Annotated in this window: 16 protein-coding genes and 1 pseudogene; 4 read left to right on the top strand and 13 right to left on the bottom strand. The window is 64.3% G+C overall.

From position 1 onward, the window contains the following. Window positions 1–12 precede the first annotated feature (12 nt). The 9 genes from mraY to N3J91_13370 form a co-directional block, all read right to left on the bottom strand. Window positions 13–1,167 carry a phospho-N-acetylmuramoyl-pentapeptide-transferase gene (gene mraY, locus N3J91_13410; GenBank protein MCX8157419.1) on the bottom strand — a complete coding sequence of 385 codons (1,155 nt, stop codon included), beginning with the start codon at window positions 1,165–1,167 and terminating at the stop codon, window positions 13–15. Between the two features lies 1 nt (window position 1,168). Further along, window positions 1,169–1,345 carry a hypothetical protein gene (locus N3J91_13405; GenBank protein MCX8157418.1) on the bottom strand — a complete coding sequence of 59 codons (177 nt, stop codon included), beginning with the start codon at window positions 1,343–1,345 and terminating at the stop codon, window positions 1,169–1,171. A 7-nt stretch (window positions 1,346–1,352) separates the two neighbouring features. Beyond that, on the bottom strand, window positions 1,353–2,756 hold the full coding sequence (locus N3J91_13400) for a UDP-N-acetylmuramoyl-tripeptide--D-alanyl-D-alanine ligase (GenBank protein MCX8157417.1): 1,404 nt from the start codon (window positions 2,754–2,756) through the stop codon (window positions 1,353–1,355). A 4-nt stretch (window positions 2,757–2,760) separates the two neighbouring features. Further along, window positions 2,761–4,281, bottom strand: coding sequence for a UDP-N-acetylmuramoyl-L-alanyl-D-glutamate--2,6-diaminopimelate ligase (locus N3J91_13395; GenBank protein MCX8157416.1), 1,521 nt, complete (start codon window positions 4,279–4,281; stop codon window positions 2,761–2,763). Window positions 4,282–4,299: 18 nt separating this feature from the next. Continuing rightward, window positions 4,300–6,204 (bottom strand): penicillin-binding protein 2, encoded by a 1,905-nt coding sequence (locus N3J91_13390; GenBank protein MCX8157415.1) that lies wholly within the window; start codon window positions 6,202–6,204, stop codon window positions 4,300–4,302. Window positions 6,205–6,292: 88 nt separating this feature from the next. Beyond that, on the bottom strand, window positions 6,293–6,712 hold the full coding sequence (locus N3J91_13385) for a hypothetical protein (GenBank protein MCX8157414.1): 420 nt from the start codon (window positions 6,710–6,712) through the stop codon (window positions 6,293–6,295). Window positions 6,713–6,731: 19 nt separating this feature from the next. Next, on the bottom strand, window positions 6,732–7,661 hold the full coding sequence (gene rsmH, locus N3J91_13380; protein ID MCX8157413.1) for a 16S rRNA (cytosine(1402)-N(4))-methyltransferase RsmH: 930 nt from the start codon (window positions 7,659–7,661) through the stop codon (window positions 6,732–6,734). A 1-nt stretch (window position 7,662) separates the two neighbouring features. Then, complete coding sequence (locus tag N3J91_13375; GenBank protein ID MCX8157412.1) at window positions 7,663–8,199, bottom strand: hypothetical protein; 537 nt, start codon at window positions 8,197–8,199, stop codon at window positions 7,663–7,665. Window positions 8,200–8,202: 3 nt separating this feature from the next. Beyond that, window positions 8,203–8,673 (bottom strand): hypothetical protein, encoded by a 471-nt coding sequence (locus N3J91_13370; GenBank protein MCX8157411.1) that lies wholly within the window; start codon window positions 8,671–8,673, stop codon window positions 8,203–8,205. A gap of 469 nt (window positions 8,674–9,142) precedes the next feature. Here N3J91_13370 and queA point away from each other — a divergent pair, with 469 nt between their 5' ends. After that, window positions 9,143–10,216 carry a tRNA preQ1(34) S-adenosylmethionine ribosyltransferase-isomerase QueA gene (queA, locus tag N3J91_13365; GenBank protein ID MCX8157410.1) on the top strand — a complete coding sequence of 358 codons (1,074 nt, stop codon included), beginning with the start codon at window positions 9,143–9,145 and terminating at the stop codon, window positions 10,214–10,216. Between the two features lie 62 nt (window positions 10,217–10,278). On the opposite strand, the pseudogene N3J91_13360 reads toward queA, so the two are convergent. Then, window positions 10,279–10,890: pseudogene (locus tag N3J91_13360) on the bottom strand (peptidylprolyl isomerase). A gap of 115 nt (window positions 10,891–11,005) precedes the next feature. On the opposite strand from N3J91_13360, the gene N3J91_13355 reads away from it, so the two are divergent. The 3 genes from N3J91_13355 (at window position 11,006) to N3J91_13345 (ending at window position 13,346) form a co-directional block, all read left to right on the top strand. After that, entirely contained in the window at window positions 11,006–11,740 is a 735-nt protein-coding gene (locus N3J91_13355; GenBank protein MCX8157409.1) for a DUF1080 domain-containing protein, read from the top strand. A gap of 62 nt (window positions 11,741–11,802) precedes the next feature. Next, on the top strand, window positions 11,803–12,786 hold the full coding sequence (locus tag N3J91_13350; GenBank protein ID MCX8157408.1) for a TIGR01212 family radical SAM protein: 984 nt from the start codon (window positions 11,803–11,805) through the stop codon (window positions 12,784–12,786). Continuing rightward, a complete protein-coding gene (locus tag N3J91_13345; protein MCX8157407.1) occupies window positions 12,783–13,346 on the top strand; it encodes a DUF4416 family protein in 564 nt (187 codons plus the stop codon). Before N3J91_13350 ends, N3J91_13345 begins: the two co-directional genes overlap by 4 nt. Before the next feature lie 48 nt (window positions 13,347–13,394). On the opposite strand, the gene N3J91_13340 is transcribed toward N3J91_13345, so the two are convergent. The 3 genes from N3J91_13340 to N3J91_13330 all read right to left on the bottom strand — a co-directional run bounded on the left by N3J91_13340 (window position 13,395) and on the right by N3J91_13330 (window position 16,310). After that, a complete protein-coding gene (locus tag N3J91_13340) occupies window positions 13,395–14,273 on the bottom strand; it encodes a sugar phosphate isomerase/epimerase (GenBank protein ID MCX8157406.1) in 879 nt (292 codons plus the stop codon). A 92-nt stretch (window positions 14,274–14,365) separates the two neighbouring features. Next, window positions 14,366–15,487, bottom strand: coding sequence for a general secretion pathway protein GspK (locus N3J91_13335; protein ID MCX8157405.1), 1,122 nt, complete (start codon window positions 15,485–15,487; stop codon window positions 14,366–14,368). A gap of 10 nt (window positions 15,488–15,497) precedes the next feature. Continuing rightward, window positions 15,498–16,310, bottom strand: a complete 813-nt coding sequence (locus tag N3J91_13330; GenBank protein MCX8157404.1) for a prepilin-type N-terminal cleavage/methylation domain-containing protein — start codon at window positions 16,308–16,310, stop codon at window positions 15,498–15,500. Between the last annotated feature and the right edge of the window lie 4 nt (window positions 16,311–16,314).

The following is a 16,314-nucleotide window of genomic DNA, read 5'->3' as shown; positions in this document are numbered from 1 at the left end:
GCACGCCATGCCTCAACGTATCTTCAACGTGCCCAGCGCCAGCACGGCAAAGAGCACGCACATGATGTAAAACCGGGTCACCACCTGGGTTTCGAGCCAGCCTTTTTTCTGGAAGTGATGATGCAGGGGCGCCATCAAGAAAATGCGGCGGCCCTCGCCGTAGCGGCGGCGCGTGTATTTGAAGTACCCTGTCTGCAGCATCACGGAAACGGCCTCGAGCACAAACACCCCGCCGGCAATCAGCAGCACAAAGGGCTGCTGAATGAGCACCGCCACGATGCCCAGAATGCCGCCCAGCGCCAGCGAGCCGGTGTCGCCCATGAACACCTGCGCCGGATAACAGTTAAACCAAAGGAAACCCAGCCCTGCTCCGATCAGCGCCGCCACCAGCACCGTCAGCTCGCCCGCGCCCGGCACATAAGTGATTTGCAGGTATTGGGAAAAGTCCACCCGTCCGGCCGCGTAGGTCATCACCAGAAAAACAAACGCGACGATGGTGGTGCAGCCGATCGCCAGGCCGTCCAGGCCATCGGTCAGGTTGACGGCATTGGAGGTGCCCACAATGGCCAGCACCACAATCAGAATGCCCGCCACCGCGCCCGCCGCGCCGGTGAGCACGGGATGTTTGTAAAAGGGCACCCAGACTTCACTCACCAAGTGCCGCGTGGCCGGCAGATACCACAAATAGGCGGCGATGAAGAAGGCCATGAAAAATTGCACCAGCAATTTGGTGCGGGCCGTGACGCCGTCGCTGCGCTGGCGGGTGATCTTGGCGTAATCATCCATGAATCCCAGGCCGGCCAAAATGATGGCGGCCAGCAGCGTCAACTGCACCAGCGTGTTCCACTGGGCCCAGAGCAACGTGGTCAGGCTGATGACCAGCACCATGAGCAGCCCGCCCATGGTGGGGACGCCCCGTTTGTCGCCGGGTTTCATGCGCTCGATGCCGCTCTCCTCCGCCTTGTCCACGTAATGCTGACTGATCTTCAGGCGTTTGAGCCAGCCGATGAACCACGGCCCCAGCCAGAGGCTCAGCAGCAGCGCCGTGGCGGCGGCCGCAATGCCGCGAAAGGTGAGGTACTTGAACAGGCGGAGGAACGACAAGGTATCCTCGGCCGGCGTCCCTTCGACGGCATGCAGCAAATATTGGCTGAGGTAGTACAGCATGTTACTCGCAAACCCGGCGCGGCCCCGGGAAGGCGGAGGGTTTCAAACGCGCCCCGCCCGCCAGGCGCACGGCAAAACGCGGCAGGCCGAGCGCCAGCGCCCGCGCCGCAACCACCGCCTCCGGCAACGGCGCCGGCGGCCGCCGCAAAACATTTTTTTTGGATGCACTGCGTGCCATGGCTTATTCAAAGCGCGACCTGGCCGCCCACACCGGCGGGAGGCCATAACCGCTCGATCAACCGCTCCAGCCGGGCAGCGCGCGAGGCTTTCAATAGCACCAGATCCCCCGCCCGCAACTCGTGCGACAGATATTCCGCGGCCGCCTCCAGTGTGCTAAACGCGTGCGTCCGCTCCAGACCCGCCTGGCGGGCGGCCTCGGCGGTGGGTTCAGCTTTTTCCCCCACTGCCACCAGCACATCGAACCGGAGCTCCCCGGCGAGTTGCCCGGCCTCACGATGGGCGGCTTCGGCATGCGGCCCCAGCTCGGCCATGTCGCCCAGCACGGCCCACCGGCGGCCGGCGCAAGGCAGGGCGGCCAGTGTGTCCAGGGCGGCGCGGGTGGAATCGGCATTGGCGTTGTAAGCGTCATTCAACACACGAATGCCTTCAAATTCCTGCAACTCGAGCCGCATCCGGGCCGGGCGGCAGGCGGCCAGTCCGCGCGCCGCGTCCGCGGCCGCCACGCCCAATTCGGCCGCCAGGGCCAGGGCCAGCAGGGCATTGAGCACTTGATGCTTGCCCAGCAAGGGCAGCGTAAATTCGCGCTGATAATCCGGGCGAGGCGCGGAGACCTGGAAGGTGGCGCCTCGTTCATCCATGCCCAGGAGCTGCGCGCGCCAGTCGTTGTGCGGGCCGAAGCCCACGCGCGTCACCGGGGCCGGGCCGCGGCGGCAGACGCGCGTTGCCAACGGGTCATCCCCCAACACAAACAAACGGCCTTCGGCCGGCAGGAGTTCGGCCAGCCAGCCCTCCTCCTCCACCACGCCGTCCACCGAGCCGAAAAACTCCAGGTGCTCGCGGCCCAGCGCGGTGAGCAGGCCGTAGCGGGGGGCGGCCAGCCGCACCAGGGGAGCCAGCTCGCCGGGATGATTGGTGCCCAGCTCCACGACGGCCACTTCGTGGGCCGGCTCCAGGCCTAAAAGTGTCAAGGGGACACCAATATCATTGTTGAAGCTGGCCGCGCTTTTCAGCACCCGCCGCGTCGGGCCTAACACCGCCGCCGCCAGCTCCTTGGTGGTGGTCTTGCCGTGGGAGCCGGCCACGCCCACCACCACGCCGCCAAACAACTGCCGCTCGCGCCGGGCCAGCTCCGCCAGCGCGGCCCGGGTGTCGTCCACCAGGATGGCGGGGGCCGCAGGTGGCAGGCCGGACAACCGGCGGCGCGCTGCGAGCACCGCCCGCGCCCCGCCCTCCAGGGCGGCCGTGAGAAAAGCGTGGCCGTCGAATCTCGGTCCCTCCAAGGCCACAAACAAATCCCCCGGCCGCACCTGGCGGGAATCGGTGCACACCCGCTCAATGACCACCTGCGCCGGCCCGCGGCATTCACCGCGGCAGGCCTGGGCCAGTTCATGCAGGGTGGCGGGTTGCATGGGTTTAGCTCGGTTTAGCGGTGGTTTTGCCCTTGCCGGGACGGTAGCCCAGCACTTCCAGCACTTCCCGGGCATGGACCCGGTCATCAAACGGCACCACCGTGTCGCGAAATTCCTGATAGGTCTCGTGTCCCTTGCCGGCCAGCAACACCGTATCCCCCGGCCGCGCCTGGCGCAGGATTTCCTCAATGGCCCGCCGACGGTCCAGCTCCACGATGCAGCCTTCCCGGCGGAGTTCGTGGTAGCCGGCGACAATGGCGGCGGCAATTTCCTCGGGCGATTCCTTGCGGGGGTTGTCGCTGGTGACAAACGTCAAATCGGCCAGCTCGGCGGCCACGCGGCCCATCTTGGGGCGCTTGCCCTTGTCGCGGCTGCCGCCGCAGCCAAAGGCCACCAGGAGGCGGCCGGGGGTGATCTCTTTGAGCGTGCGGAGCACATTGCGCAGGGCGTCATCGGTATGGGCGTAATCCACCAGGACCGTGAACGGCTGCCCCGCGTCCACCCGCTCCAGCCGGCCCGGGACCGGGGGCAGATGCTCGAGCGCCTGACGAATGGCCGTCACCGGCAGTTTCAACGCCAGCGCGGCCCCCGCCGCGGCCAGCGCGTTATAGACATTGTGCCGCCCGATCAGGGGCAACTGCAAAGGAAACACCTCGGGGCCGCCCTCGACACGAAAGCGGCAGCCATGGGCCCCCAGTTCCACGTCCACGGCCCGCAGTTGGGCCGCCTCGGACAAACCATAGGTCAGCTTCACGGCGCAATCGCTGGCGCGCAGCAGACGCTCGCCGTACGCATCGTCAATATTGATGACCGCGGCCTGTTTTTTGCTGCCGCCACTGGAGCGGAACAACTTTTCCTTGGCGGCGTAGTAATTTTCCATGGTCCCGTGCCAGTCGAGGTGGTCCTGGGTCAGGTTGGTGAACACCGCGGCATCAAATTCCACCCCCAGGACGCGCTTTTGATCCAAGGCGTGGGAGCTGACCTCCATCACGCAGGCCCGGCAGCCGCTGCGCAGCATCTGGGCCAGCATGGCCTGAATTTCCACCGATTCCGGCGTGGTGCGCGAGGCCGGGATGACGCGCTCGCCGATTTCATAGCGGACGGTGCCCATCAAGCCGCTGGGGCAGCCGGCCGCCTCCAGAATGGCTTTCACCATGAAGGCCACGGTGGTTTTGCCGTTGGTGCCGGTCACGCCAATCATCTGGAGCCGCGCCGAGGGATGGCCGTAGAAGGCGGCCGCCAGCCGCGCCAGGGCCTCGCGCGCATCCGGCACCAAAATGCGCGTGACGCGGGTGGTGGGATAGCCGTTGCGCTCGCTCACCACCGCCACGGCGCCGCGGCTGATTGCTTCCGGAATGTACTGATGGCCGTCGGTGTTCTGGCCCGGGACCGCCACAAACAACATGCCCGGGGTGACGCGGCGCGAATCATAGACGATGCCGCTGACCTGCCGGTCGAGCGAGCCGTCCACACGGGTGGGCTGCAAGGCCTTCACCAGTTCGCGCAAGGTCATGGTGGTTTGCATGTTCAGGCCCTCAGGTGGTCAGTCACGCGCCATGCCCGACAGCGACCGTCCCTCCGGCCGGGCCGCCAGCCGCCCGCCGGTGGCCGGGGGGGATTCGATATCGGGACGCAAATTCAAGTAGTTGCCGATGCGCTCAGCAATCCGCTGAAACACCGGCCCGCACACTTCGCCGCCGTAGTAGCCGTGTTTGGGGTAGTCCATCACCACCGACACGCAGACTTCCGGCTGATCGGCGGGGAAGAAGCCGATGAAGGAGGAATAATACTTGTCATGCGAATAGGTGCCGTTTTCGGGCTTTTGGGCCGTGCCGGTTTTGCCGGCGCAGGTGTAATGCTCGAGGCGGGCCTTGTAGGCCGTGCCTTCGCGGGTGACCACCGTCTTCAAGGCGCGCACCATCTGGGCCGCCGCCTCCGGTTTAATCACCTGCCGGACGGGCTGGGGACTGTATTTGGCCACCACCTTGCCCTCGTTGTCCTCCAGCCGGTCCACCAGCAGCGGGCGCATGAGCAGGCCGTGGTTGGCGATGGCGCACATTGCATAAGCCATCTGCATTCGCGTCACCGCCAGGCCGTGGCCCATCGGAATCTGGGCGATTTTCACCTTTTCCCAATGCTTGGGAGGATACACCAGCCCGGGGATTTCCCCCGGCAGGCTCACACCTGTGCGCTCGCCGAAGCCGAAGGCGCGAATGTATTCGTACAGCCGCTGCTCGCCCAGCAGCAGGCCGATCTTGGCCGCGCCAATGTTGGAGGATTTGGTGATGATGCCTTCCACCGTCAAATTGCCATAGCGGTGGTGGTCATGCAGCACCCGCCCGCCAAAGGCAAAGGCGCCGTTCTCACAGAAAATGACATCCTCCAACCGGACCAGCCCCTCATTGAGCGCCCCGGCCACCACCACGACCTTGAAGGTGCTGCCCGGCTCGTTCATGTCGGTGACCATGCGGTTGCGCCGCGCCTCCGGCGGATAATCGCCGGGGGCATTGGGATCAAAATCCGGCAGGGTGGCCATGGCCAGGATTTCGCCCGTGCGCGGGCGCACCACCAGACAGGTGATGCTGTCGGGCTGGTGTTGCCGGGCGGCGGCAGCGATCTCCGTTTCCACAATGTATTGCACCTGGGCATCGAGGGTCAGGACCACATTCAAGCCGTCGGCCGGCTCCACATCCTGCTGCCGCAAAAACACCAGCTCGCGATTCTTCCCATCCTTCTCGGTGACACGCCAGCCGCGCACGCCGGCCAGATGACGATCAAAGAGGCGCTCAATGCCGTCCATGCCCACCGTATCAAACACCGGCTGGCCGTTGACCTCCACCTCGTGCAAGCCCACGTAACCCAGGACATGGGACGCCAGGCGCTGATTGGGATACACGCGGAGTTGATCGTCCACCGGATAGGGGAAAATGGCCTTATGCCGCAGGTTGTGGTAGAACTGCGCCTGCGTGCGGCTCAAGGTTTTGCCTTCAAGGCCAAAGGTCATGTTGGTCATCACGCGCCGCACCTGCTCCCAGGTTTCGAGCGGCACTTTACGTTTCAAAATGACAAACCGGTTGGTCATCCACTGCCCCTGCGCATTGGTGCGCCAGCGGCGGCTCAGCAGCTCGTAGAGCCGTGCCTCCGGGAGGGCCAGCACCGGCGCCAGCGCCCGCGTGATGTCCGCCGCATGCGGCCCGATCAAACTGGGGTCCGCGCAGACGGTTTTGGCGGGCAAACTCACCGCCAGGGGGTTGCCGCGGATGTCGCGAATCTCCCCCCGGCGGGGGGTGAACAAAAACTCCCGGCGCGTGTTGGCTTCCGACTGCGGCAGGAGCACCTCGTGCCTGACGACGTGCAGCTCCACCAGGCGGTAGCCCAGGCCGGCAAAGCCGAGCAGCAGCAGCCCGGCCAGAAAGCCCATGCGCCGCAGTTGTTGGGCGGTGATCATGAAAACGCTCAACCCGCCTGCCACCCGCGCCGCCTACCGAACCCTCAATTTTCAGTGTCGGCGCGGGTGGCGGCAAAATCGTTTTGTCTCAGCGCAATGCCGCGCGGACCGCCGGCAGCCCGGCGGCGGGAGCCTCGGCCAGTTGCCAGCGGCCGGTGGTTTCTCCCGGGCCGGCGGCCGTCCCTGCGCCCGGCGGCAGTTGCGGCTCGGGCAGCCGGACGATCTGCGCCGGCTGGGGCGGCACCAGCCCCAGGCTCAGCTCCGCGGCCCGGGTATGCAGAAACGGCGGCGCCCGCAGCGTGGCCAGTTGCCGCGCCTGCCGGGCGTTGTCGGCGCGCAGTTGCTCCAACTGCTTTTCCTTGCGCACGATGTCCTGCGAAAGCCGGTGAATCTGATTCTTCAAACCCACGTAGCCCACTCCGGCGGCCGCCAGCAGCGCACACAACAAAACCGTCTTGAGCGCCACCCCGAACCGCACCGCCGACGTCTGACGTTTCCGGTTTTTCATAACTCGTCGCCACCCGCACTTAACATTTTTCCAGCACCCGGAGCTGCGCGCTGCGGCTGCGGGGGTTGGCCGCACACTCGGCCGCCGCCGCCCGCACCGCCTTGCGCGTCAACCACCGCATCCGCGGCGGGCGCGGCCGCCGCAGCTCCGGCACATCCACCCCGCCGGGACACTCATAGTCCCGGGCCGCCTCGCGTCCGAAAGCCTTGACCAACCGATCCTCCGCCGAGTGAAAGGTGATGACGCACAACCGCCCACCCGGCTTCAACACCCGTTCCGCAGCCGCCAGCCCCCGCTGCAGGCCGCCCAGCTCGTCGTTCACGGCGATGCGCAACGCCAGAAACACCTGCGTGGCCGGATGCGTCCGCCGTCCCGCCTGCGGCTGGCGCGCGGCAATGAAATCCGCCAGTTGCCGCGTGCTCTCAAACCGCCGCCGCTGCCGCTCGCGCTCGATGGCCCGCGCCAGCCCCCACGCCCCCGGTTGATCCGCGTACTCCTGAAAAATGCGGGCCAGATACTCCACCGGGGCCTCATTGATCAAGGTCGCCGCCGTCAGGCTTTGCCGCGCATCCATCCGCATATCCAAAGGACCATCCTGGGCAAAACTGAATCCCCGCTCCGGCTGGTCGAGCTGCGGCGAACTGACGCCCAAATCCAGCAGCACTCCATCGCAACTGCCGGCGGGCACCCAGGCATCCAGCTCTGCATAATTCCCCTGCCGCAGCTCGAACCGCCCCGCATAGGCCGCCAGCCGCTCCGCCGCGGCCGCCAGCGCCTGCGCATCCCGATCGCACCCGCACAACCAGCCATCCGGAGCGCTGGCCGCCAGAATCCGCGCCGCATGCCCCCCGCCGCCCACCGTGCCGTCCACATAACGTCCGCCCGCCCGCGGCTGCAGCCAGGCCAGCACTTCTTCCACCATCACCGGCTGGTGGACAAATTCAGACATCTCATCGGCTCCGCCGATTGGAGCGCCGCCATCGCGCCCTGCACCACTGCCAAAACCGCGCCCACCAGGAGGGCCGGGCCGGCCCCGGCGTCGGCGCCGCCTTGACCGGCACCACTTCCCAATCCGAATCCCGCAAATCATTCCGCACCGGCTGCACCAGCCCCAAGGCCAGCTCCCCCTGCCGGGGCAGCGGGCTTTGCTCGTCCCTCCGGCTGCGCGGTTGCAACAACCAGCGGCCGCGGACCGGGGCCGCAATGGGGGCGGATACGGGCGCCCCCGTCTCCGCCGGCACGGGCGCCGCCTCAACGGGCACGGACGGCAGGCTTTCCACCCGCTCCGCCACCTTCGCCACCGGGGCTGGCGAAGCATCAACCGGCGTTTTCCCGGCTGTGCCCCCGCCGGGCCGCTTCCCCGGCATCCTCTCCCGTTGCCAGCCCTCAAAGCGCGGCAGCACCGGCCCGGCAGGCAATTTGTAACGGCCCGGCCCGCTCACCTGCTTGATGCTATTACCCAAAGCCAGATACTGCGCCAGACTCATAGGCTAGACTAATTTCTGCGACTCATCGCGCCGGTCCAGATCCTTGGCCTGCACCTGGGCGTAGTATTCAGGATTCCAAATCTGGAAACGAAACAACAACCCCTTCAGCACCACTTCCTTGCCCAGGTTGGCCGCCTTGGCCAGTTGCTCCGGCAGCCGGATCCGGCCCACCTTGTCCGCCGTGACTTTTGTCGAGCGCGCCACCAGGCGCTGCAAGCTCTCCGCCGAGGAGTCAAAAAACGGCAACTCTTTGATCCGCCGCAGCAACTCCTGCATGCCGCTGGGCGGCACACCCATCAAACACGGCGGCTGATCGTTCTTGTCCCACAACATGAGAAAGAACGTGGTCTCCTGTCCGGCTGGGGCCCGCCAGTCAGCGGGAATGCAAACCCTGCCTTTATCGTCCACGGTGTGGCGATGTTCGAGCAGGTAATAGACTTCATTGCCGTCAGCGGACATGACACCCAAAAGCATGACCATTCTTCCCAAAAAGTCACACTTTTATGCCACTTTATCCCACACCGCCCCCCCGTCAATACATTTTCACAAAAAAGTTATCCACAGTTTATCCACGGTTTTCAGCCTGATTCCCTCTCGTTTCCTGTTCTCAACAACCTTGTTATAATTTTTGTATCATACTGATATTGAATAGTTTATAAATGTTACTTTGCGGACGAGGCCATGGCCTTGGCGCCGGGGTGCTGTCATTCCGCCGATGATTTCCAAAACTTATCCACCATTTTTTTGGCACCACTTTATGGCTGATTTGGCTCTTTTGGGCGTGTCGCACAAAGAGGACTACTTTAACGTCATAGCCGCGCTTTTCTCCCTCTTTCAGGCGATGTTTTCCGAGGGTGATTTTAACGCATATCCTGGTTTTAAGTGCGGCGGTTCATCGAATTTGGGTTTGCTCTTTAGGCGGCTTGTGGCAGAAAGCGGCGTGATGCGGACAGATGATTTTGATTACCCGCTGCCTGAAGAATTGATTGCCCAGACCCCCGCGCCCAGGCGGGATGCTTCGCGGCTGCTGGTGGTGGAACGCGCCACGGGGGCGCTGCATCATCGCACCTTCCGGGATCTGCCCGCCTGGCTGCGGCCGGGGGATGTCCTGGTGGTCAACGATTCCAAGGTTATCCCCGCCCGGCTTCAGGCCCGCACACGTCGCGGGGCCTTGGTAGAGCTGCTGCTGCTGGAAGAGGTGGGGACCAATGACTGGTGGGCGATGGCCGGGCCGGGACGCAAAGCGCCGGTGGGCGCCACCTTGCAGGTGCTCAATCGTCAGCAGGCTGACAGCGGGATAAGTGTTGAAGTGACACATATCAATGCGGAGGGGCACCGGCGCCTCCGCTTCCGGGGAGCCGCCGATGTGTGGATGCAACTGCCCGAATTGGGCGAGCCACCCCTGCCGCCGTACATCCACCGGCCGGACGGCCACGCCGCGCCGGAGGACGCGGAACGATATCAAACGGTTTATGCCGGCCCGCCCGGCTCGGTGGCCGCGCCCACGGCGGGGCTGCATTTTACCCCCGCCCTGTTATCGCAGTTACAGGCGCAGGGGGTGGCGCTGGCGCGCGTAACGCTGCACGTGGGCGTGGGCACCTTTGCCCCGGTGAAAGTGGCGCGGGTGGAAGACCACGTCATGCACGAGGAGCGTTATGCCGTCAGCCCCGAGGCGGCGGAAATCATTGAGCGCGCCCGTGCCGCCGGCGGGCGGGTGGTGGCGGTGGGGACCACCGCGCTGCGCGTGCTGGAAACGGTGGCCCGGCTGCATGGGGGACATATCGTGTCCCAGACCGGCCGGACCCGCCTGTTCATCCATCCTCCGTGCCACTTTGCCGCGGTGAACGTTTTACTGACCAATTTCCATCTGCCCAAATCCACGCTGCTGATGCTGGTGAGCGCGTTTGCGGCGCCCGGCCGCACGGAGGGGCGCGAGCTGATCCTGCGCGCCTATCGCGAGGCGGTGGCGCAACGCTATCGCTTTTTCAGTTACGGCGATGCGATGTTGCTCCTCTGAGCCGGAAAACAAAACACCCGCGGAGATGGCTCCGCGGGTGAACTGAAGCCATAGACTGCGGCCTACTTGAGCGTGGCCCGATCCACGATCTTGACGCTGATAACCTCAATGCGCTGGGTCGGCTTGCTCATCTCGCGCCCGTTGGACGCGCACGGCACTGAAGCAATCTTGTCCAGCACGTCCTCGCCCTTGATCACCTTGCCAAAGGCGGTGTACTGGCGGTCCAGGTGCGGCGCCCGGGCGTGGACGATGAAGAATTGCGAGCCGGCCGAGTCGGGATGGGCGCTGCGGGCCATGGAGATCACGCCCTTGTCATGGGGCCGGTCATTGAACTCCGCCTTGATGGTGTAGCCCGGTCCGCCGGTGCCCCACATGGCCTCTTTGGCCGGGTCCTTGGTGAGGGGATCGCCGCCCTAGATCATAAAACCTTTAATGATGCGGTGGAAACAGGTGCCGTCATAAAACCCCTTTTTGGCCAGGGTGACGAAATTTTCCACGGTTTTCGGCGCCACGTCGGGCCAGAATTCAATGACCATCTCGCCCAGCGTGGTTTTCAAGACTGCAACTTCGTTGGTATTCAATTTTTTGCCCTCGGTTGAAGTGGAGGTTTCGGCGCCCCAGGCCACGCAGGCCAGCGCCAGACTGCACGCCCATGCCAACAAGCCAAGACGCATTGTTTTCATGGAGCGCAGCATGTGCCACAAGCGGCGGCATTTGTCACGCAAAAAGGATGAAGGTTTTAGGGTTGCGAGACGTCCATTCTCATGGTCAACTGACGCTGAATACCTTATGAAAAGAACATCGCTTTTCCTCGCCGTGCTGGCATGCTCCACGATCTGGTCGCTCCACCCCCTGCCGGCGCAGGCGCAAACCGTCGAACCCGGCTTCATCTCCCTGTTTAATGGCAGGGATCTGGCGGGCTGGCGCGGCAATCCGGACTTGTGGAGCGTCAAAGAGGGCGTCATCACCGGCATCACCAAGGCGGAGCCCAAGCTGACCCACAACACCTTCCTGGTGTACACCAACCGGGAGTTCAGTGATTTTGAGCTGCGCCTGTCCTATCGCATCGAAAAGGGCAACTCCGGCATTCAATACCGCAGCCGCGTGCCCAAGGACGGCCCCTTCGGCCCCATTGTGCAGGGGTACCAGGCCGACTTCGAAGCGGGCAAAAATTACTCCGGCATTCTTTATGAAGAAGGCGGGCGGGGCATTCTGGCCAAGCGCGGGGAAAAGACGATCCTGCGCGCCGATCCGCAGGATGCCAACAAGGTCAAAATTGAAGTGGTGGGCTCCGTGGGAGATTCCAACGAAATCCAGGCCTCGATCAAAAATGAGGACTGGAATGACTACGTCATCGTTGCCAAAGGCAACCATCTGCAGCACTTCATCAATGGCCGGCAGACCGTGGACGTGGTGGACGAACACACCGCCAAGGCCGCCAAGTCCGGGGTGATTGCACTGCAAATTCACGTTGGCCCGCCCATGGTGGTGCAGTTCAAGAACATCCGCATCAAGCCGTTGTAAGCCAAGGCCGGCCGGCTATCGCCCCCCGCCAGCCCTGCGGCGTGGGGGGTATTTGTCTTAAGATGAGCCAACCGATTGTCGGTTGGCAGCGGCGTGATATATTGTACAACTCGCGCGTGATGATGGCGCCGAAGCGCATCAATTTATGGCGTGATTATGCCCGCCGCAGATGGGGTGAACCGGTAGGGAAAATCATCCTGACCACCGGCATCTCCTGTCCGCACCGCGAGCAGGGAGGATGCGCCTATTGTGCGCCGGAGAGTTTTCGGCCTTATTACCTGCAGCCCGGCCAGTCGGTGGAAGAGCAGCTGGAACTGGGGCGCGCCTATTTGCGGCAACTGCGGGTCCGCTGTTTTATGGCGGGTTTTCAACAGGAAACCGCCTCGGCGGGAGACTGGCCCACCCTGGCGCACGCCTTTCAGACCGCCTTGAAAGATCCGGACTGTCTGGGGTTGATTGTGAGCACCCGGCCGGATTATGCCTCGGAAGAATTCCTCCAGCGTCTGGAGTCCCTGGCGGAGGCCTGGCGCAACAAGGTGGTGATGGTGGAGGTGGGCCTGCAAACGGCCAATGACAAGGTGCTGGCGGCGATGAACCGCGGCCATACCACCGCCGATTTCATGGCGGCAGCCGTGCGCATACGCAGCCGCAGCCGCTTCGAGCTGGGGGCGCACCTGATTCTCGGTCTGCCCGGTGAAAGGCTGGAAGATATGCGGCAGAGTGTGCAGATGGTGGTGGCGGCCGGCGTGCAACACCTCAAGCTGCACCATCTCCAAATTGTCAAAGGCACTCCGCTGGCGCGTCAGTATGCGCGCCGTCCCTGGCCGCTGCCCGAACCCGCGGAGTATCTGGACTGGCTGTGCGCGCTGCTGCCGGAAATCCCCCGCACGGTGGTGCTGCATCGCTTGTGGAGCACCTGCCGGCCGGATTTGCTGCTCGCGCCGCGCTGGGAATGGGAGCCCAACCGCCTGTACCAGCAACTGGCGGCATTGCTCGAGGCCCGCAACCTGCGCCAGGGTGAAGTCTGTCTTCCCGTGCCCGCATGAGCGAGTTTCAGCCACCGCCCCGCGCCAAAGTTTTTCTGTCCCTGCTCTACGGTGGCTCGCCGCAGGGGGCGGTGACGGCGGAAGCCACCGAGGCCATGAACGCCATGGAGGCTGTCCTCGGCGCGCCGGATCTAATCAGCCCGCCCCTGCCCTTCAATTTTACCCGTTATTATGAGCCGGAAATGGGCGCGCCCCTGTGGCGGCTGGCGGTGTCCTTTGCGCCCCTGACTTCCCCCGAGCGGCTCGTGGAGATCAAGCACTACACGGCGTCCCTCGAGAAACGCCTGGCTCATTCCGACGGCCGCCGCCGCGTGAATCTGGATCCGGGCATGCTCACCGTGGAAAATCTCATCCTCGCCACCGGCAAGAAAAGTCCGCACCGGGTTTATTTGGGGCGCGGGGTGTACGCGGACCTGGCGCTGCTTTACCGCGACGGCCGCTTCGCCGCCCTGCCGTGGACCTATCCCGACTACGCCGGCGCGGAGCTGCAGCATTGGTTGGAGCAGATGCGCGCCCGGCTGCTGGCGCAACTGCGCGAAGCGCCGCCGTCGTGCGCTTAGCGCGCCCGGCCGCCATTCTGCGCCGCCGTCCTCGCCGGGGCCTTTGCCTCAGGCGCGCAGACTGGCGATCAATTGCTCCAGCCGCCGCCCGTACTCCACGAAACTCTGGAAGGCGGCGTCGGCGGAGGCCTGGCTGCTGGCATCGTGAAACACCACCGCCAGATGCGGCTCAATCGAAACCCCCGCCTGATAACCACGCGCCAGGGCGTCGCGCAAAATTTCCCGCACATACCCCTGCCCTTCGCCGGGCCAGTTGTAGTCCGCATCATTTTTGGCCGGATTCCACGTGGCGTCCTTGATGTGGATGTGCACCACGTGATCGCGCACATGCGTCCAAAACTCCCACGCATCCTGGCGCGGCCACGGCCGGGGCCGTGAGCGATCGGGATTGAAGACTGGGTTGGCAGTGTCAAACACCCATTTGAGACCGGGCACTTTTTCCAGCAGCTCCAGGGCATGACGCCAGCTCATGCCGCCATAATTCATGCAATTCTCGTGCACAGGTTGCAATCCGGCGTCCAGAAACCGGCGGGTGACCTCGCGCACGCGCTCGAACACGACCGGCGGGATGGTGTCGTCCTCGGGGCCGGGCTTGAAGCTCATGATCCGCACGTATTTTGTCCCCAGCCGCTGCATCCGCGGGATGGCCCGCTCGACCTCGGCCAGGGTCACCTCGAAGGGCGTCTCGACGGTTTTGGCCCAATTCATGATGGCCGAGCCGAAGCAGTACACGCGAAGGCCCGCCTGCTGCAATTTTTCCACCACCTGCTCGAAGGCCGGCTCCGGAATGTCATGAAAATTGCCCTTGGGAAAGCCCGGCACTTCCACCACGCGCGCCTCGAGGTACTGCCAGCCCAGGGTGTGCAGTGCTTTGATTTGCGCGTCGAGATGCGCGCCCGCCTCATCGCCAATGCCCATTAAAATCATAATGCTACTTCGGTTGGTGGCCTATTGAAGCGGGATTTGCGGCGGCGTGGCAAGATTCAAGTTGGCGGGCCGGGCGCCCGGCGTGGTCGGGCTCAGCGCCACCACAGGTTGAGCACCTGCACGTTGCGCTGGTCCACGCGCCGGAGGATGGCGTAATACGTGCGCTGCTGGTCGTCCAGGCGCACGTCCACCTCCACCTCGAAGGTAAAACTTTGCGTGCTGAAAAAACTCGTGAGCGGACTGGCTGGCGGCGCCGCCGGCCGGCCTGGCTGTCCCGGCGCCGGGGGCGCGGCTCCCGGCCCAAAGAGACCGGGGATGCGGGTTAATTCCATGACGTTGCGAAAGGGCGTGTCATCCTCCGTCCCGTCCACCCCGTCCGGGCCGGCGCGTTGCTCGATGATGGCCTGGGCGATGGTTTCATCCACGCCCGGGCACATTTGCAACACGGTGGCGCTGGCCGTGTTAATGTTCACAAAACGCGCCGACAACGGCGTGAACACATCCACCAGCCCCACCGAGTAAGTGACCGGCTCCGGCTCCAACCCAAAGCGGGTGCGTGAGCGCTGGGTGACCGTGGGCGGCCCGGAGTATTTGGGCCCCCAGAAAAGCTCCGGCGTCACCCCCTTGACGAGCAACAATTCATTGATGTCGTCCAAGGGCCCATTTTTGGCGCGGTAGGGCGGGTCCAGCGAAAGGTAATAATCATTTTCCGCGCCGTTCAAATGGGTCTGATCATCCGGATCAATCCAGTCCAGAATGGAGCCGACAATGGCCGCCGACTCGGACGCCTCCACGCCAATCACCGCCAGCACATGATTGAGGATGATTTCGTTGGCCAGGTTGATGTTGATTTTGCGCTCACAGTCGGTGATTTTCACACTGAACCGCCCCCGGCCCAGCTCGATGTCATTCAGGCGGACGTTGGCGAGGATGCTGTTGGAATTGCCCGGACCCCCGGCCCATTTTTGATTGAGCGAATCGTACGGCTCATTGGGAATGGTGCGCTGCACCCCGATGACATATTTGGCCAGTTCCACCCCCGAGCGCCCCAGCCAGTCCATTTCCGCATTGTAAGCGGCATTGCGCGCCAGCCGTGTCTCCACCTTGATGCGGTAGGCAAACGCTGCGGCCAGCATGCTAAAAAAGGTGATGACCACCATCACAATGATGAGGGCAATGCCACGGTGAACGGGAGATGGTGGGCGGGTGCGCATCGTGCCTGGTTCAGTTGCCCGGGATGCCGCCCGGGAAGCCCAGCCCCGGCGCCGGGGTGGGAGTAACGGGCGGGGTCACGGTGCCGCTGCCGCTGCGCACCGGCGTGCCGGGCGGCAGGGTGGGCGGCTGGGCCGTGCCCGGGATCTGGTACTCGCGCGGCACCACGATCGCCGCCGGCGCAATGACGCGCGAAACCAGCTCGCGGTCATCGCCAAACTGCCGCGAGCGGGGCCCCATGCCCACCGACACCCGCACCAGCGGGGGGATGCTGTTGGTCTGGCGGTTGAGCCACTCGTCCACCCAGTCCTTTTTTTGCGGATCCCAGAACTCGAGTTTGAAGAGCGTGACATCCCGCCCCAGCGTGATGCGATAGGGCGGCTCATTGTCCGGCGCCAGCACCGCTTTTTGATAGAGGTGCAACTCCCGCGTCGAGTCCGGCCCCTCTTCCACAATGAATTCCACCAGCCGCAGGCGCTGCTCCCCGTACAGACCGCTGCCGGGAAAAGTAGCCGGCAGGCGGGCGGTCAGACTCAGGGCGGAAAACTCCCCTGCCTTGCGGGCTTCAAACCAGTATTTATCCGGGTTGCCGGCGTAAATCTGGGCTGTGTTCAAGGCGTCCTCAATGGCCCGCACGGTCATGCGGGCGCGCTGCACCGCCGCGGTGGCGTCCCCGGCAATGCGGGCGCCCTTGGTCAACGCGCTCCAGGTGGCGTAGATGGACACCAAAACCATGGAAAAAATGCCCAGCGCCAGCATGACCTCCAGCAGCGTGAAGCCACGCGGGAGCCGGTGCCAGGGAGGTATAAAGTGCGGCGCATTCATGGCC

Source organism: Verrucomicrobiia bacterium (assembly GCA_026414565.1).
GTDB lineage: Bacteria > Verrucomicrobiota > Verrucomicrobiia > Limisphaerales > Fontisphaeraceae > Fontisphaera.
The sequence above is the reverse complement of the archived record's forward strand: the minus strand, read 5'-3'. Positions and strand labels throughout refer to the sequence as shown.

What these genes read in the sequence shown, in the direction of transcription:
- N3J91_13370 (MCX8157411.1), bottom strand. Translation starts at nt 8,673, where the DNA reads ATGCTTTTGGGTGTCATGTCCGCTGACGGCAATGAAGTCTATTACCTG.
- N3J91_13335 (MCX8157405.1), bottom strand. Translation starts at nt 15,487, where the DNA reads ATGCGCACCCGCCCACCATCTCCCGTTCACCGTGGCATTGCCCTCATC.
- rsmH (MCX8157413.1), bottom strand. Translation starts at nt 7,661, where the DNA reads ATGTCTGAATTTGTCCACCAGCCGGTGATGGTGGAAGAAGTGCTGGCC.
- N3J91_13355 (MCX8157409.1), top strand. Translation starts at nt 11,006, where the DNA reads ATGAAAAGAACATCGCTTTTCCTCGCCGTGCTGGCATGCTCCACGATC.
- N3J91_13400 (MCX8157417.1), bottom strand. Translation starts at nt 2,756, where the DNA reads ATGCAACCCGCCACCCTGCATGAACTGGCCCAGGCCTGCCGCGGTGAA.
- N3J91_13375 (MCX8157412.1), bottom strand. Translation starts at nt 8,199, where the DNA reads ATGAGTCTGGCGCAGTATCTGGCTTTGGGTAATAGCATCAAGCAGGTG.
- N3J91_13330 (MCX8157404.1), bottom strand. Translation starts at nt 16,310, where the DNA reads ATGAATGCGCCGCACTTTATACCTCCCTGGCACCGGCTCCCGCGTGGC.
- N3J91_13395 (MCX8157416.1), bottom strand. Translation starts at nt 4,281, where the DNA reads ATGCAAACCACCATGACCTTGCGCGAACTGGTGAAGGCCTTGCAGCCC.
- N3J91_13350 (MCX8157408.1), top strand. Translation starts at nt 11,803, where the DNA reads ATGAGCCAACCGATTGTCGGTTGGCAGCGGCGTGATATATTGTACAAC.
- N3J91_13390 (MCX8157415.1), bottom strand. Translation starts at nt 6,204, where the DNA reads ATGATCACCGCCCAACAACTGCGGCGCATGGGCTTTCTGGCCGGGCTG.
- N3J91_13405 (MCX8157418.1), bottom strand. Translation starts at nt 1,345, where the DNA reads ATGGCACGCAGTGCATCCAAAAAAAATGTTTTGCGGCGGCCGCCGGCG.
- N3J91_13340 (MCX8157406.1), bottom strand. Translation starts at nt 14,273, where the DNA reads ATGATTTTAATGGGCATTGGCGATGAGGCGGGCGCGCATCTCGACGCG.
- N3J91_13345 (MCX8157407.1), top strand. Translation starts at nt 12,783, where the DNA reads ATGAGCGAGTTTCAGCCACCGCCCCGCGCCAAAGTTTTTCTGTCCCTG.
- mraY (MCX8157419.1), bottom strand. Translation starts at nt 1,167, where the DNA reads ATGCTGTACTACCTCAGCCAATATTTGCTGCATGCCGTCGAAGGGACG.
- queA (MCX8157410.1), top strand. Translation starts at nt 9,143, where the DNA reads ATGCGGACAGATGATTTTGATTACCCGCTGCCTGAAGAATTGATTGCC.
- N3J91_13385 (MCX8157414.1), bottom strand. Translation starts at nt 6,712, where the DNA reads ATGAAAAACCGGAAACGTCAGACGTCGGCGGTGCGGTTCGGGGTGGCG.